Consider the following 13970-nt stretch of genomic DNA (forward strand, 5'->3'; position numbering starts at 1 on the left):
GGGCATAGCGGGTTAGACTTTGCTAACCCACCGGCCCAAGGAGACGCAGCGGGGCGGTCTGCCGTCAGGCAGGCTGCACCTCCACACAGGCTGCGTCGTCCTTACGCAGGGAAAGCTGGTATCCCCGCACGGTGATTTCGATGGGGTCCCCCAAAGGGGCCAGGCGGCGGATGTGAATCTGGGTTTTTTTGGTGATGCCCATATCCATAATACGGCGACGGAAGGCACCTTCGCCCCCCACACTGCGAACGGTTACGGTGCTGCCTACCTTTGCATCTTTCAAGGTCATAAAGGGTGTTCCTCCTTAACAAAACAGGCCAAGCGCTGGGGCAGCAAACTGCAAACCGCCAGAGCTTGATTTGGGGCTCGGCCACAGGCCGAGGGCTGTTGGACAGCAGCTGCTGTGGTGCAGCTGGAAGAGATTCTTGTTTTTAAGTTAGCGGATGCTAACCGCTGTACCTTTAGGGTAGCACTCTAAAGCGTGGTTGTCAATAGAGGTTTGGAGGAAAACCACGGGATTTGCGCTGTTTTTGAAAAAATGGCACAAAAGCACTAGCTTTCTCCCTTGAGCACAAGCAAGCTGGCCTTTGCAGGAAGGCAGGCGGCCCAGTCATCCTCCTGGCTGAGCCAGCCAAAGCCTTCGCAGTTGTGGTCGGGACAGGGAGAGTCCACAAAGGCGATGCGGCCGTCCTGAACCTGCAAATGAATGGTGTAACTGCCGGTGTCAATGTCGTAGCGTTTGTTTTGGTTCAGGGGGATGTCCAGGATGGTTTGGTTGGGGGCATCGCCATAGGTGAGCCGGGCCATGCCGCCGCTGCTGCGCTGGCTGTTGAACCAGAACAGCACCCCGGCGGCGGCCAGAATGATCAGTGCAAAAACAAGATTCAGCCGTTGTTTGTTCATGGAAGAACTCCTTACTATTAAAAATAAACGAAAGTCCGGCCCAAAGACCGGGCACAAAATCCAGGGGGAACCTGTTCAGTATACCATGGGCAGCAGCCCGCCGCAATTGGGCTGCAAGAGCAAAAACTATACCATTTTGCGGCGGTTTGTGCTACAATAAAGCAAACCAATTACCAGGGTGCTTTGCGCCCTGCGGACATAAGGAGAGATGAACCCATGATAGATGTACAGCTGCGCACAGCAGTGGATGAGTTTGTGGAGCGCAACCGGGAGGCTCTGCTGGCCGATATCAAACGCCTGGTGGATATTCCCAGTGTGGAAGGCACTCCGGCCCCCGGCAAGCCCTTTGGCGAAGGCCCCGCCGCTGCCTTGGAAGAAGCACTGAAGATGGCCGCCGAAATGGGCCTGGAAACCAACAACTGCGAGGGTTACATGGGCTGGGCCCAGCTGAAAGGTGAGAGCGACCGGCAGATTGCCACCATCACCCATCTGGATGTGGTGCCCCAGGGCAACGGCTGGACCGCCGACCCCTTTGATATGCAGGTAAAAGAGGACTGGATTATTGGCCGTGGCGTGGCAGACGACAAGGGCCCCAGCGTGCTGTGCCTGTATGCCCTGAAATTTTTGAAGGAGCACAACATCCCCCTGCGTTACACCGTGCGGGCCCTGCTGGGAGCCAACGAGGAAACCGGCATGAAGGATGTGGACTACTACCTGGAGCATTATCCTGCCCCGGCGTTCTGCTTCTCTCCAGATGCGGAGTTCCCTCTGTGCAACGGCGAAAAGGGTGGCTTTAATGGCGAAATTGTTTCGGAGCCGCTGGGTGAGGGCAATCTGCTGGAATTCACCGGTGGCGTGGCCCACAATGTGGTGCCGGACCGGGCCAGCTGCCTGGTAAAGGCCGACTTCCAGACTTTGCAGGAGCGGGAAGGCATTACCCTGGAGCAGGAAAACGGTGCAGTGCGCATTCGTGGCTGGGGCAAGGGCGGCCATGCGGCTATGCCCCAGGGTACCGTGAATGCAATCGGCCTGATTGTGGACTATCTGCTGGACAACCAGCTGTGCACCCCCAAGGAAACCGCCTTTTTGGAGCGGCTGCGCAAGCTGCACCAGGCCACCGATGGCAGCGGTGTAGGGGTTGCAGCCAGCGACGAGGCCTTTGACCCCCTGACCATCATTGGCGGTATGATTGTGCTGAAGGATGGCCGGCTGCGCCAGGATTTAGACAGCCGGTTCCCCACCAGCATCACTGGCCAGGAGATTGAAGCCCGTCTGAACCAGGCTTTTGAGGGCTGCGGCCATGTGGAGGGTGCCAGCTGGCGGGAGCCTTTCTACATCAGCGCTGATGCAGAGCCCATTCAGGTGTTGCTGAAAACCTACAACGAGGTAACGGGCGAGGATGCAAAGCCCTTTACCATGGGCGGCGGCACCTATGCCCGGCACTTCCCCTGTGCAGTAAGCTTTGGCCCCGAGCGGGCCGATACGGTTTTGCCGGAGTTTGGCGGCCCCATGCACGGCGCCAACGAGGCAGCACAGATTAGCCGACTGCTGGAAGCCCTTAAAATTTATATTCTTTCTTTGGTTCGGCTGCAGCAGCTGGAACTGTAACCTATGGAAACAGCGGTCAAACAAGGCCGTAAGGCAAGCCGCCTGCGCACTGCGCAGGCGGCTTTTTTGTTTGCCATAAGCAAGGGTGCAGGCAAAACAGCAAGCGCATGCCAAAAACAAGGCCCAAAGACGCTGGTGCAAGACGCAGGAGCTTTTTTGTGGTGAGCTGAAAGGCTAGGAGAGTCTTAGAAAGAATTGTAAAGTTTCTTTACAATTTGGGAATGGATTTAACAAAACCCTAACATAAATGTGCAAGAGGATTTTTCAAACAAACAGGTATAATAATCTCAGCCCCCCGACAAAGGGGGATAGCAAAACACCAACCATTTTGCCGGCAGAACAGGCCTGATGCCGGCGCACCACAACAACCAAAGACCATACGGTTTGCAATACAACCAAGAGGGAGAGAAACGAACCATGAAGATGAAGAAAGTTTTGGCAATGGCCGCAGCCTGTGCAATGATGATTGGCATGACCGCCTGTTCCGGAGCTTCTTCCGGCGGCGGGGCAGAAGGTACTGGCCTGAGCGGCTCGGTAGCCACCGGCGGTTCCACCAGTGTGGAAAAAGTGATTGGCGCATTGAGCGAAGCATTTATGGAAGCGGACGGTCAGGTAACCGTAACCTATGACCCCACCGGTAGTGGTGCAGGCGTTACCGGTGCCGCAGACGGCACCCTGGACATTGGCCTGTCCAGCCGCAGCCTGAAGGACTCCGAGCTGGAGCAGGGCTTGAAAGAAACTGTGTTTGCACTGGATGGCATTGCCATTGTGGTGAACCAGGAAAACACCGTGGAAGATTTGACCATGGAGCAGATTGCTCAGCTGGCAACCGGCGAAATCACCAACTGGAGTGAGGTTGGCGGCCCTGATATGCCGGTGGTACTGGTAGGCCGTGAGGCTGGTTCCGGCACCCGTGATGGTTTTGAAAGCGTTGTAGGCGTGGAGGATGTCTGTGCATACGAGCAGGAGCTCACCAGCACCGGCGCAGTAAAGGCTGCTGTGGCAGCAAACCCCAACGCCTTTGGCTATATTTCTCTGGCTTCGGTGGATGAAGACACCAAGGTTGTGACCGTAGACGGTATTGTTCCTTCTGAGGAGACCGTGAAGGACGGCAGCTACAAGATTCAGCGTCCCTTTGTGTTCGTGACCAAGGCGGACAAGGAGCTCAAGCCCGAGGCCCAGGCATTCTTTGATTTTGCACTCAGCGAGGATGCAGCAGATCTCATCCGTGCCGCAGGTGCAGTTCCTGTTGTATGAGCGGAAGGCTAAAGGCCTTTGCTTGTGAATTCGTAAGGTCGGTACAGCCGGCGAAATGAAGAAGCAAACAAGGTTTTACCGCCGGAACAACACACTCTCCCTGAGCGTTTTTCCGGCGGTTTTTTTGCAGCGGATTTGTGACCCGCTGCGTTGTGTGTAAAGGATAGACTCAAAACTTTGCTATGGAGAGGGAAAACCAATGAAAGTAAAACAAAGCATTGAGCGCATCATGAACGGGGTGTTCTTTGTGTGCGGCATGGTGTCCATTGCCGCAGTGGCGCTCATTACCCTGTACATGATCTGGGCAGGTTTGCCTGCCATTATCCAGGTAGGTCCGGTGGATTTTCTGCTGGGTACCGTCTGGAAATCCACCGCAGCAGAACCTCAGTTTGGCATTCTGCCCTTTATCCTTACCAGTGTGTGGGGTATGATTGGTGCACTGCTGCTGGGCGTGCCGGTGGGCGTGCTCACTGCTGTGTTTTTGTCCAAGCTGGCCCCGGCCAAGCTGGCCAATGCGGTGCGCCCGGCCGTGGAACTGCTGGCGGGTATTCCCAGCGTGGTATACGGCCTGATTGGTATGATTGTGCTGGTGCCCGCTGTAATGGATTTCTTTAAACTGAAAAGCGGCAGCACCCTGTTCAGTGCCATTCTGGTGCTTACCATCATGGTACTGCCTAACATTATTTCGGTAAGCGAAACCGCCCTGCGGGCGGTACCCCGTGAATACGAGGAAGCCAGCCTGGGCCTGGGTGCCACCTGGATTGAAACTGTATTTAAAGTAAGCATTCCCGCTGCAAAAAGCGGCATTGTGGCAGGCATTGTTCTGGGTGCAGGCCGTGCCGTGGGCGAGGCCATGGCGGTTATGATGGTAGCCGGCAACGTGGCCAACATGCCCGGACTGTTTAAGAGCGTGCGCTTTTTGACCACCGCCGTTGCCAGCGAAATGAGCTATGCAGCGGAGGGCAGCCTGCAAAAGCAGGCCCTGTTCAGCATTGGTCTGATTCTGTTTTTGTTTATTATGCTCATCAACTGGGCACTGCATACTTTTTTGAAACGAGGTGAATGAGGGTGAATCACACTGCAAAGCGCCGCCTGAAGGGCGGCTTGTTACAGGCCATTGTGTATGGCTGTGCCTTTTTGACCGTGGCCGTGCTGGTAAGCATTTTGGGCTATATCTTTGTACGGGGTTTGCCCCAAATCTCCTGGCAGCTGATTTCCACCAAGCCCAGCATTCTGCGGGGCACCATTGGTATTCTGCCCAACATCTTAAATACGGTATACATGATTGTGCTTACTCTGTTGATTGCACTGCCCCTGGGTGTGGGTGCGGCGGTATATCTTACCGAGTACGCCACCAGTAAAAAGTTTATTGCAGTGGTGGAATTTACCACCGAGACTCTGGCCGGTATTCCCAGCATCATTTATGGTCTGGTGGGTATGCTGGTGTTTGTGCAGGTGCTGGGCTTTGGCGTAAGCCTGCTGAGCGGCAGCCTGACTTTGGTGGTTATGATTCTGCCCACCATCATTCGTACCACCCAGGAAAGCCTGAAAACCGTGCCCGCCGGTTACCGGGAAGGCGCACTGGGACTGGGCGCCACCAAGTGGTACATGATTCGCACCATCATTCTGCCCTCCTCCCTCAGCGGCATTATCACCGGCTGCATTCTGGCGGTGGGCCGTATTGTGGGCGAGAGCGCAGCGCTGCTGTTTACCGCCGGTTCTGCCAGCATCATCGCTTCCAATTTGCTGGAAGCTTACACCCGCGGCGGCGGCACCCTGTCCGTTGCCCTGTACATCTACGCTTCGGAGCGAGGCGAGTTTGAGGTGGCATTTGCCATTGCAGCCATCCTGCTGCTGATGGTATTCCTCATCAATGTGGCTACCCGCATTGCACAAAAGAAACTGAATGGTAAGGAGAAGGCAAAATGAGCGAGACCATCTTGCAGGCAAAGGACCTGCACCTGTATTACGGTGAGACCGAGGCCCTGAAGGGCATCAACATCGAGATTCCCGAAAAGCAGATTACTGCCTTCATTGGCCCTTCCGGCTGCGGTAAGTCCACCTTTTTGAAAACCATCAACCGCATGAACGACCTGGTGCCCAATGTGACCATCACCGGCGAGGCTTTGTTCCACGGCAAGAATGTGCTGGCCAAGGATGTGGATGTAACCGAGCTGCGCCGCCGCATTGGCATGGTGTTCCAAAAGCCCAACCCCTTCCCCATGAGCATCTACGACAATGTGGCCTACGGCCCCCGGCTGCATGGCAACCACAGCAAGGCCGAGCTGGATGAACTGGTGGAAAAGAGCCTGCGTGGTGCTGCTTTGTGGGATGAGGTGAAGGATCGCCTGAAAAAGAGCGCCATGGGCCTTTCCGGCGGCCAGCAGCAGCGTATGTGCATTGCCCGTGCCCTGGCTGTGCAGCCGGAGGTGCTGCTGATGGACGAACCCACCAGCGCACTGGACCCCGGCAGCACCCTGCGCATTGAGGACTTGATGGATGAACTGAAAAAGCAGTATACTGTTGTTATTGTAACGCATAACATGCAGCAGGCTGCCCGAATTTCGGATCAGACTGCATTTTTCCTGACCGGCACTCTGGTGGAGTATGGTCCCACCAAGGAGTTGTTCTCCAACCCCAAGGACAAAAAGACCGAGGACTACATCACCGGCCGGTTTGGTTGATGGGAGGATAAAATATCATGCGTAGGAACTACAACAACGAATTACAGGCGCTTTGCGATTCTGTTAAACAGATGGGCCTTGCCATTGAGGACTCCATCGACAAAACCTGGAAGGCACTGCAAAAGGTGGATGTGAAGGCTGCTCAGGAAATCATCCAGGGGGATGATGTGATTGACCAGATGGAGCGCAGCATCGAAAAGGCTTGCCTGGAGCTGGTAATCACCCAGGGCCCTGTGGCCAGCGACTGGCGGCGCATTGCTTCCATCATGCGGATGATTTCCGACCTGGAGCGCATTGCGGACCATTGCAGCGACATTTCGGAATATGTGGTTCAGATGGCAGTAAAGCCTGCTGTGGACCTGCCCGCTCAGATGGAAAAGATGTTCAGCCTGATGAAATCCATGGTGAACAGCACCGTAACTGCTTTTGTGGAGTCGGACGAAGCAAAGGCCCGCAGTGTGATTGCCCAGGACGATTTGCAGGATGATTACTTCCTGCAGGTGGTGGAAGATTTGTGCACACGCATGAAGCAGAATCCGGATGAAATCCGCCAGCGTGTGGATCAGCTGATGATTGCCAAATACCTGGAGCGGATGAGTGACCACTCCACCAACCTGGCTGAATGGGTGGTCTATATTGTAAGCGGCGAGCTGCTGGCAAACTAACCTTTCTCCTTTAATTTTGAGTCATCATACACAGAACCAAGGCCCCCGGCAGCAGTGCCGGGGGCCTTGGTTCGTCTGAACCGGTGAGGCAAAACCCTACGAAACAGGGGGAGACGGTGCAGTCGGATAGACTTTTCCACAGCGGGAGCTGCCAATTGTGGAAAAGTGCTCGGGGTATACCAGCTGGCACTTGCAATTCCTGCTCAGCAAGCCTACAATGAAAACAAACCCAGGAACGAAGGAGCACCGGTGTGCCCCTTCAACCGGCAACATCAGCAACGAGGGAGTAAACAACTGTATGAATGTATTCAATCACAACCGGCGCCGGGCCCAGCAGGCCCAGCGCTACGATGTGGCGGGGGCCTTGCTGGCCTTTTTGGATAAAATGAAACCCATGGCAGCCAATGCCCAGGCGAAGGAATGCGATGCCAAAACTTTTGCACTGCTGCTTAGCGGCGTGGGAGCCCTGCGAAAGGTGCCCGGCGTTGAGGGACCGCTGAGCTTTCACCGGCTGTACCGCTGCCCAGACCAGCCCAGCCGAGATCAGCTGCGCAGCCACTGCAACCGCCTTTATGGAGTGCATAACCTGGAAAGCCTGGAAAAATTTCTGGATAAAGAGTACAACACCCAGATGCAATACGAGCAGTTCAGAACTTTTTGGAAGGGAAGCCCTTGTTTTGATGTGAATGAACTGAAGCCAGAGGGCCGGTTTTTGTTTGAAGCCTGCCGGGACTTTGCCCAGCTGCTGGCTCCCATTGCGGGCCGCCAGGGCTTTTTTGCCTTTGACTGTGCCGAGCGGCTGACCCTGCTTCGGTTGGGTTACGCAGCCGGCTGGATGGAGGAGGAGGAATTTTGGCAGCGGGCAGACAAACTGAGCACCGAAGCCGCCCGCCGCTGCCATAGCTGGCTGGAATATGCCGCCAGCTATCTGTGCGGTGCCTGCTACGATTTGTTCCGGGGGGCCATGAAGGACTCCGGCCAGGTGGATAAGGCCCAGATGCAGGAATATGTGGAGCTGAACTGCCGCTTGCTGGAACGGCTGCTCACCAGCCAGGAGGGCTGGCAGGGGTATGCCTGGTACCAGAAGCCCGGCAAACAGTACAGAATACCGCCTTCCCAGATGCGGCCCCTGCTGGTGGGCTACGAAGGAGGCGAACAGGTAGCCTGCCTGGCCAGCGACCGGATTACCGTGGACGGCATGCCGGTGGGATACCTCTACAGGGAGCAGCCGCTGAATCTGCCCGGCGTGGCAGACAGCGGCTGGCGGATGTTTGCAGGGGATGAAAGCCCCGAGTATATGCAGCAGCCGGAACATTTTGAGTTTTATCACCTGAATACCCTGTGCAACTATGATTGCAGCATTCTGCCGCTGCTGAATGCCGCCAGCGGAAGCGCCTTTCAACGGCAACCGGATGGCCGCTGGCAGGCCCGCCGTACCGGTGGGCAGAGCAATGCTTGACAGCCAGGCCGCAAACCGGTACCATAAAGTTATTCCAAAATTATGCAATACAGCGGGGAGCAAGCTTTGTGCCCCCAAGAAAGAGGGGATACCCGATGCTGAAAAATCTATACATCCTTAGCGGCACGGACGCTTTTACAAAGGGTGGGCTGGACAATGTGGCTCTCACCGAAAATGCCGTATGCCTGGAACAAGCGGCAGGGGGGTATCTGCAATATGGGTGCTTTACCTCGCCGGAAATCCGCTTTCCTGCGTTCCGGCAGTTGGGCATCAGCTGGAATGCACAAACACCACCGGGCACGGTGGTAGAGGCCCAGGCTCGTGTTCTGGTGGATGGGGAGTGGACCGGCTGGCTGAGCTTTGGCAAGTGGAGCCCACATATTGCCCGGGAAAGCATCCAGCAAGCCCAGGCAAAGCCTGCCTATATAGAGGGGGACACCCTGCATATTCCCGCAGGACGGGCCACGCAGGCCCAGATGCGCATCTACCTTTACACAAGTGATGTGCACATTACCCCCCTGGTGCGGCTGCTGGCAGCCAGCGTGCGCCCTGTTGAGTGGCACCACCAGGAGGCCCAGCCCTATGGGCGGCTGCTGCGGCTGCCTGCTTACAGCGAAAAAAACCGGGATCCTCACTTTGAAGGCACTATGAGCGCACCCATTGCCCTGGCCAGCATGATCAACCGCTGGGGCAAGGATGCCTTGCCGGAGGAGCTGGCCTGGGGGATGTACGACCATGGAGCCGGCAATTGTTTCAACCATGCATTTTTGGTGGCATTGGCCAGCAGCTATGGCTACCAGGGTTACCGAGCCTACCTGACGCCGGAGGAAATCTGGAAGCAGGTTAAACTGGGCAACTCGGTGGCCGTTCGGGTGCGTTATGCAAGCAGCCCGGAACAGGCGGCAGAAAAAGGGCTGCCCTATCTGCCGGGGTCCTTTGAAACAGCTGTGGATCAGTGTATGTCCATTCGTGGGTTTGAGCTGGAGAATGACAAGGTCTATGTGCTGGTAAACGACAGCCTGGCCCCCACCGACCGTCAGGCCGAACATCGTTACCTGGCGCAGGAATTTTGGGCGGTATACACGGGGGATGCGGTGGTAATTACCGGCAAGCAGAAGGAGCCGGAGGTTGGCTGTCCTCATCGGCAGCATTGCCATCTGCGTATACTGGAACAGGCAGGCTGCTATGCCTTTGAGGACCTGGAAGGGGAGCTGCTGGAGCTGCCTGCTTCCCAAAAGGGAACCTTGGCCTGCACCGTGGCAGACGGCGTGGCCCGTGCAACCACAGGACATAAAACATTCCATTACCTGGAACAAAGTCCCGAAGGAGCTGTGCAAATTCCCGCCCAGCTGCTGGGACAGGGCAAAATCACTGTGTATTCCATCGATTCCGCCGGCAATGCCCTGGTGGCAGAGCTGAAGGGGTCGTAACCCATAATCCGGCGCTCTGCGCTGGGTCGGGATAAAATAAAGGGGGTTTTTGTATGAAACGCAGAATCATTACCATCAGCCGGGAGCACTGCACCGGAGGACTGAACATTGCGCGCCGTGTGGCACAGGAACTGAACATTCCCTTTTACGACAAGGAACTGATTACCATGGCGGCCAGAGAAAGCGGCCTGTCCGAGGAGTCGGTGGCTGCGGTGGAACGGCGGCACACCACAAGCCTGCTGTACAATCTGTACACCATGGGCAGCGAACTGCCCCTCAATGACCAGGTGTATATTATTCAGGCCCGCATCATTGAGGATCTGGCAAAGCAGGGACCCTGCGTGATTGTGGGCCGCTGTGCAGATTATGTGCTGCGCCAGCGGGAGGATGTACTGCGGGTATTTTTGCACGCACCCATGGAGTACCGCAAACAGTTTGCGCTGGCTTGCGGTGATTTTGCCCCCGGCACAGAGGACCGTGTGATGGAGCTGGCCATCAGCAAGGAGGATAAACGCCGGGCCGGATACTACAACTACTACACCCAAAACCGCTGGGGTGAGGCCCGCTACTATGATCTGTGCCTGAATGCGGCACTGGGCGAGGATGTTTGCACCAAAATCATTGAGCAGGCTGCCCAGATGCAGGATTGACCCAGCACAGCAGCTATTGCAGTGATACACCAAAGGGGCGGGGCGCAGTTTGCGCCCCGCCCTTTTGATTAAAGCGGAAGGGAAGCTGCCAAGGGGTTGGAGCGGTGCAGCAATCCGATGGAGAACCAGGTATACCATCCTGGACGGCTTCGTGGTATAATAAAAAACAGAGTGCACCGAGCCCATGGGGCCACGGTACAGAATGAATGGTATAAAAGGAGATTTGAATATGGTACGCATCACCATGGAAAACGGCAAGACCATCGACCTGGAGCTGGATGCCCAGGCCGCACCCATCACCGTAGAAAACTTTTTGAAGCTGGTGAAGGAAGGCTTTTACGACGGCCTGACCTTCCACCGCATTATTCCCGGCTTTATGATTCAGGGCGGCTGCCCCGAAGGCACCGGCATGGGCGGCCCCGGCTGGCACATCAAGGGTGAGTTTGCCCGCAACGGCTGGCAGAACCCCATCAAGCACACCCGTGGCGTAATCAGCATGGCCCGTGCCATGGACCCCAACAGCGCAGGCAGCCAGTTCTTTATCATGCACGAGGATGCTCCCCACCTGGACGGCGGCTATGCAGCCTTTGGCCGTGTGGTAAATGGCATGGATGTTGTGGACGAGATTGCTAATGTGCGCACCGGTATGCAGGATAAGCCCGTGGAGCCGGTGGTTATCCGCTCCATGGAGATTGTGGAAGCTTGATGGAACAGCTGAAAAAGCTGCTGGTCACTTACAGAGAGCAAATCAGCTATCTGTTTTTTGGCGGGCTTGCCACCCTGCTGAATGTTGTGCTGGCAGTGGTGTTTCGGTGGATGGGCCTGTCCACTGCCGTTAACACGCTGGTGGATAACATCCTGTGCATTCTGTTTGCTTATGGAACCAACCGAACCTGGGTGTTTTGCAGCACCAGCAAGGGCATGGAGGCCCTGCGGGAATTTGGCTCCTTTGTGGGCTGCCGGCTGGGTACCATGGTGATGGATGTACTGCTGATGTGGCTGGGAGTGGACATCATTGGCGCCATGCTGGTGCCGCAGGCCTGGCAGAACCTGTGGTTTTTGCTGGTAAAGCTTACGGCACAGGTGCTGGTGATTGTGTTCAATTATATTTTTTCCAAGCTTATTATTTTTAAAAAGCAGTAAGATAACCCCCACCCTTGCGGCATAACCGATGGTGCTGGTTACAGCAATCGCTTTATACACCCCCTGCGCTTTGCGCAGGGGGTGTATTTTTGTGCAGAAGCGTTTGGAGATAAAAACTATTTGACACAGAATATTATATGAAATATAATATAGTTGCAATTATAAATTTAAGGGGGAATGGCTGTGGCCTTCAATATTGGGGCGGCACTGCTGGATGCGTTAGTACTGAGTGTTGTGGCAAAGGAGCCCAGCTACGGGTATCGCATCACACAGGAGGTGCGCAGTATTATGACGGTGAGTGAAAGCACCTTGTATCCAGTGCTGCGGCGGCTGCAAAAAGAGGGGTATCTGGATACCTACGACCAGGAATATGCAGGGCGTAACCGGCGGTACTATCGTGTGACCCTTGCAGGCAGCCAGGCCCTGGAGCAGTATCGTGCAGAATGGCAGGAATACCGGGCGCAGATTGATCAAATGCTTTTAGAGGGGGATGTGGTCCAATGACAAAACAGGAATTTTTGAATCGGCTGAGCCAGCTGCTGGCAGACCTTGCACCGGAGGAGCAGCAGGAGGCCATGCAGTATTACAGCGAATGCTTTGAGGAAGCTGGCCCCGAAGGAGAGCAGGAACTGATTGAGCAGCTGGGCAGCCCCGAAAAGGTGGCTGCAATTATTCGGGCCAATGTGCCGCAATGCAAACCGGAAACGGATGGAGCACCAGGTGCTCCGGTACAGCCTTCGGCAGCGCCCGTGTACAATCAGCCTGCAACCAGCCCAATCAAGAACTTGAAGTCCCAAAAAGGGCTTATGATTTTGCTGCTGGTGGTGTTGTTTCCCCTTTGGATTGGCGCAGCAGCTTGCGTAGTTGGTATAGCGCTAAGTGTTTTGGGAATCATTGTAGGGTTTGCTGTCTCTGCACTGGGGTGCTTTGCCGGCGGCATTGGAGCACTGATTCGGGCATTCCTAAGCATGGACCAGGGGTTTGGCACCGTGCTTATGACCATATCCATGGCGTTTTTTGATTTTGCGCTGGGCTTTGCCATGCTGGGGCTTACAACCCTTGTGGTAAAAATTCCGTTGTGGATTTGGCATAGGTTGAAAAACTGGCAGAGCAAACGCCAGGCCGAAAAGGAGGAAAGTGGACATGAAACGATGGATTAAGGGCATTTTATCCGGAATGGTTGGTTGTTTTGTACTGGGCCTTGCGTTTTTGGCCTTGGGGGCGTTTTTTAAAGCAGACTGGATGCAGGCGCTGGCCAACAACCGCATCATCAGCGTAGAGGATGCAGCAGATGAGGGAATTACGGTTTGGGTTGGTGGACTGAATACCACCCTGGGCAAGCTGACAGGCCAAACCCAGAGCGCCCAGGAGCTGTTTGTTCCTTCTGGATTTTTGGGGCAAATTGAAGTTTCCGGCAAAAAGGTCAAGGTGGAAATTAACCAGGGGGAGGCCTTTGCATTAAAAGCTCAGGACATCCCCACCGAATACATTAAAAGCAGCTTGCACAAAGGAACCTGGGAAATTAAGGTGGACTCTAAAGCAGATCCAGATGGCGTGCTGTATCTGACCCTGCCCGCAGGAGAGACGATGGAACAGGTGGAGCTGAAAACAGAAACAGGAAGCATCCATGCCGACTCCATTCATACACAAAAAATGGAGATTGAGGCAGGCCTGGGCCAGGTAGTGGTGGATGATCTGCAAGCAGTTACCCTAAAAGTAGAATCGGATATGGGAGAAGTGGATCTGACAGGCAATGTTGTCTCCTATGTGGAACTGGAAACGGATATGGGCCAGGTGAAACTCACCATGCCAAAACCTGCTCGTTACAGCTGGGAGTGCAAAACAGAATCTGGAATGGGTGCAATCCATCTGTTTGGTGCCGATGTGGCGGATAGAGGCAGCTATGACGGTGAACAAAGCAACGGGAACTACGGGGACTGGGTGCAGTTTGAGCTGGAAACAGAAATGGGCAGCATTGAGATACAGGAATAAATTTTTGTTTTTGAAAGAACAGCATAAAAAAAGACCGGTTTTACAAACCGGTCTCAGCCTGTCGAAAAAGGTCGCCAAAAGGCGGCCTTTTTCTCGTATCATGGAAGAAAATGGGGTATAATGGTGTAGGGTGATAAAAATGCTGGTAAAGAACACAGAAAATCGAGGACAGCTGGAAT

Annotated in this window: 16 protein-coding genes; 14 read left to right on the forward strand and 2 right to left on the reverse strand. The window is 55.1% G+C overall.

From position 1 onward, the window contains the following. Positions 1-64: 64 nt before the first annotated feature. Both ACH2EM_RS01895 and ACH2EM_RS01900 read right to left on the reverse strand, forming a co-directional pair. Entirely contained in the window at positions 65-289 is a 225-nt protein-coding gene (locus ACH2EM_RS01895) for a ferrous iron transport protein A (protein ID WP_395150361.1), read from the reverse strand. A gap of 263 nt (positions 290-552) precedes the next feature. Further along, positions 553-903, reverse strand: a complete 351-nt coding sequence (locus ACH2EM_RS01900; protein WP_395150362.1) for a NusG domain II-containing protein — start codon at positions 901-903, stop codon at positions 553-555. Positions 904-1119: 216 nt separating this feature from the next. Here ACH2EM_RS01900 and ACH2EM_RS01905 point away from each other — a divergent pair, with 216 nt between their 5' ends. From ACH2EM_RS01905 to ACH2EM_RS01970, 14 genes are all read left to right on the forward strand, one after another. Next, on the forward strand, positions 1120-2511 hold the full coding sequence (locus tag ACH2EM_RS01905) for a Sapep family Mn(2+)-dependent dipeptidase (protein WP_395150363.1): 1392 nt from the start codon (positions 1120-1122) through the stop codon (positions 2509-2511). A gap of 423 nt (positions 2512-2934) precedes the next feature. Further along, the gene (locus ACH2EM_RS01910) at positions 2935-3768 is read left to right on the forward strand and encodes a phosphate ABC transporter substrate-binding protein (protein WP_395150375.1); all 834 of its coding nucleotides are present in this window, start codon (positions 2935-2937) and stop codon (positions 3766-3768) included. 199 nt (positions 3769-3967) lie between these two features. Continuing rightward, entirely contained in the window at positions 3968-4834 is an 867-nt protein-coding gene (gene pstC / locus ACH2EM_RS01915; RefSeq protein ID WP_395150364.1) for a phosphate ABC transporter permease subunit PstC, read from the forward strand. Next, the gene (pstA, locus tag ACH2EM_RS01920; protein WP_395150365.1) at positions 4831-5697 is read left to right on the forward strand and encodes a phosphate ABC transporter permease PstA; all 867 of its coding nucleotides are present in this window, start codon (positions 4831-4833) and stop codon (positions 5695-5697) included. Before pstC ends, pstA begins: the two co-directional genes overlap by 4 nt. Beyond that, positions 5694-6452, forward strand: a complete 759-nt coding sequence (gene pstB / locus ACH2EM_RS01925; RefSeq protein ID WP_395150366.1) for a phosphate ABC transporter ATP-binding protein PstB — start codon at positions 5694-5696, stop codon at positions 6450-6452. The genes pstA and pstB overlap by 4 nt, the downstream gene beginning before the upstream one ends. 17 nt (positions 6453-6469) lie before the next feature. Next, complete coding sequence (gene phoU, locus ACH2EM_RS01930; RefSeq protein ID WP_395150367.1) at positions 6470-7117, forward strand: phosphate signaling complex protein PhoU; 648 nt, start codon at positions 6470-6472, stop codon at positions 7115-7117. 298 nt (positions 7118-7415) lie between these two features. Continuing rightward, positions 7416-8576, forward strand: a complete 1161-nt coding sequence (locus ACH2EM_RS01935) for a DUF2185 domain-containing protein (RefSeq protein WP_395150368.1) — start codon at positions 7416-7418, stop codon at positions 8574-8576. A gap of 95 nt (positions 8577-8671) precedes the next feature. Further along, positions 8672-10006 (forward strand): hypothetical protein, encoded by a 1335-nt coding sequence (locus tag ACH2EM_RS01940; protein ID WP_395150369.1) that lies wholly within the window; start codon positions 8672-8674, stop codon positions 10004-10006. Positions 10007-10059: 53 nt separating this feature from the next. Further along, positions 10060-10656, forward strand: a complete 597-nt coding sequence (locus ACH2EM_RS01945) for an AAA family ATPase (protein WP_395150370.1) — start codon at positions 10060-10062, stop codon at positions 10654-10656. Between the two features lie 229 nt (positions 10657-10885). Continuing rightward, the gene (locus tag ACH2EM_RS01950) at positions 10886-11362 is read left to right on the forward strand and encodes a peptidylprolyl isomerase (protein WP_395150371.1); all 477 of its coding nucleotides are present in this window, start codon (positions 10886-10888) and stop codon (positions 11360-11362) included. Beyond that, positions 11362-11799 (forward strand): GtrA family protein, encoded by a 438-nt coding sequence (locus ACH2EM_RS01955; protein WP_395150376.1) that lies wholly within the window; start codon positions 11362-11364, stop codon positions 11797-11799. Before ACH2EM_RS01950 ends, ACH2EM_RS01955 begins: the two co-directional genes overlap by 1 nt. A 183-nt stretch (positions 11800-11982) precedes the next feature. Beyond that, positions 11983-12303 (forward strand): PadR family transcriptional regulator, encoded by a 321-nt coding sequence (locus ACH2EM_RS01960; RefSeq protein WP_395150372.1) that lies wholly within the window; start codon positions 11983-11985, stop codon positions 12301-12303. Then, positions 12300-12959: a DUF1700 domain-containing protein gene (locus tag ACH2EM_RS01965; protein ID WP_395150373.1), complete on the forward strand. Its 660-nt coding sequence runs from the start codon at positions 12300-12302 to the stop codon at positions 12957-12959. Before ACH2EM_RS01960 ends, ACH2EM_RS01965 begins: the two co-directional genes overlap by 4 nt. Then, the gene (locus ACH2EM_RS01970) at positions 12943-13791 is read left to right on the forward strand and encodes a DUF4097 family beta strand repeat-containing protein (protein WP_395150374.1); all 849 of its coding nucleotides are present in this window, start codon (positions 12943-12945) and stop codon (positions 13789-13791) included. Before ACH2EM_RS01965 ends, ACH2EM_RS01970 begins: the two co-directional genes overlap by 17 nt. Positions 13792-13970: the final 179 nt, after the last annotated feature.

Source organism: uncultured Allofournierella sp., assembly GCA_944382705.1.
In the GTDB taxonomy this organism is placed as follows: Bacteria; Bacillota; Clostridia; order Oscillospirales; family Ruminococcaceae; genus Allofournierella.

Bases quoted from the DNA above. Each gene is read 5' to 3' on its own strand.
- ACH2EM_RS01895 (WP_395150361.1), bottom strand. From the start codon at position 289: ATGACCTTGAAAGATGCAAAGGTAGGCAGCACCGTAACCGTTCGCAGT.
- ACH2EM_RS01900 (WP_395150362.1), bottom strand. From the start codon at position 903: ATGAACAAACAACGGCTGAATCTTGTTTTTGCACTGATCATTCTGGCC.
- ACH2EM_RS01905 (WP_395150363.1), top strand. From the start codon at position 1,120: ATGATAGATGTACAGCTGCGCACAGCAGTGGATGAGTTTGTGGAGCGC.
- ACH2EM_RS01910 (WP_395150375.1), top strand. From the start codon at position 2,935: ATGAAGAAAGTTTTGGCAATGGCCGCAGCCTGTGCAATGATGATTGGC.
- pstC (WP_395150364.1), top strand. From the start codon at position 3,968: ATGAAAGTAAAACAAAGCATTGAGCGCATCATGAACGGGGTGTTCTTT.
- pstA (WP_395150365.1), top strand. From the start codon at position 4,831: ATGAGGGTGAATCACACTGCAAAGCGCCGCCTGAAGGGCGGCTTGTTA.
- pstB (WP_395150366.1), top strand. From the start codon at position 5,694: ATGAGCGAGACCATCTTGCAGGCAAAGGACCTGCACCTGTATTACGGT.
- phoU (WP_395150367.1), top strand. From the start codon at position 6,470: ATGCGTAGGAACTACAACAACGAATTACAGGCGCTTTGCGATTCTGTT.
- ACH2EM_RS01935 (WP_395150368.1), top strand. From the start codon at position 7,416: ATGAATGTATTCAATCACAACCGGCGCCGGGCCCAGCAGGCCCAGCGC.
- ACH2EM_RS01940 (WP_395150369.1), top strand. From the start codon at position 8,672: ATGCTGAAAAATCTATACATCCTTAGCGGCACGGACGCTTTTACAAAG.
- ACH2EM_RS01945 (WP_395150370.1), top strand. From the start codon at position 10,060: ATGAAACGCAGAATCATTACCATCAGCCGGGAGCACTGCACCGGAGGA.
- ACH2EM_RS01950 (WP_395150371.1), top strand. From the start codon at position 10,886: ATGGTACGCATCACCATGGAAAACGGCAAGACCATCGACCTGGAGCTG.
- ACH2EM_RS01955 (WP_395150376.1), top strand. From the start codon at position 11,362: ATGGAACAGCTGAAAAAGCTGCTGGTCACTTACAGAGAGCAAATCAGC.
- ACH2EM_RS01965 (WP_395150373.1), top strand. From the start codon at position 12,300: ATGACAAAACAGGAATTTTTGAATCGGCTGAGCCAGCTGCTGGCAGAC.
- ACH2EM_RS01970 (WP_395150374.1), top strand. From the start codon at position 12,943: ATGAAACGATGGATTAAGGGCATTTTATCCGGAATGGTTGGTTGTTTT.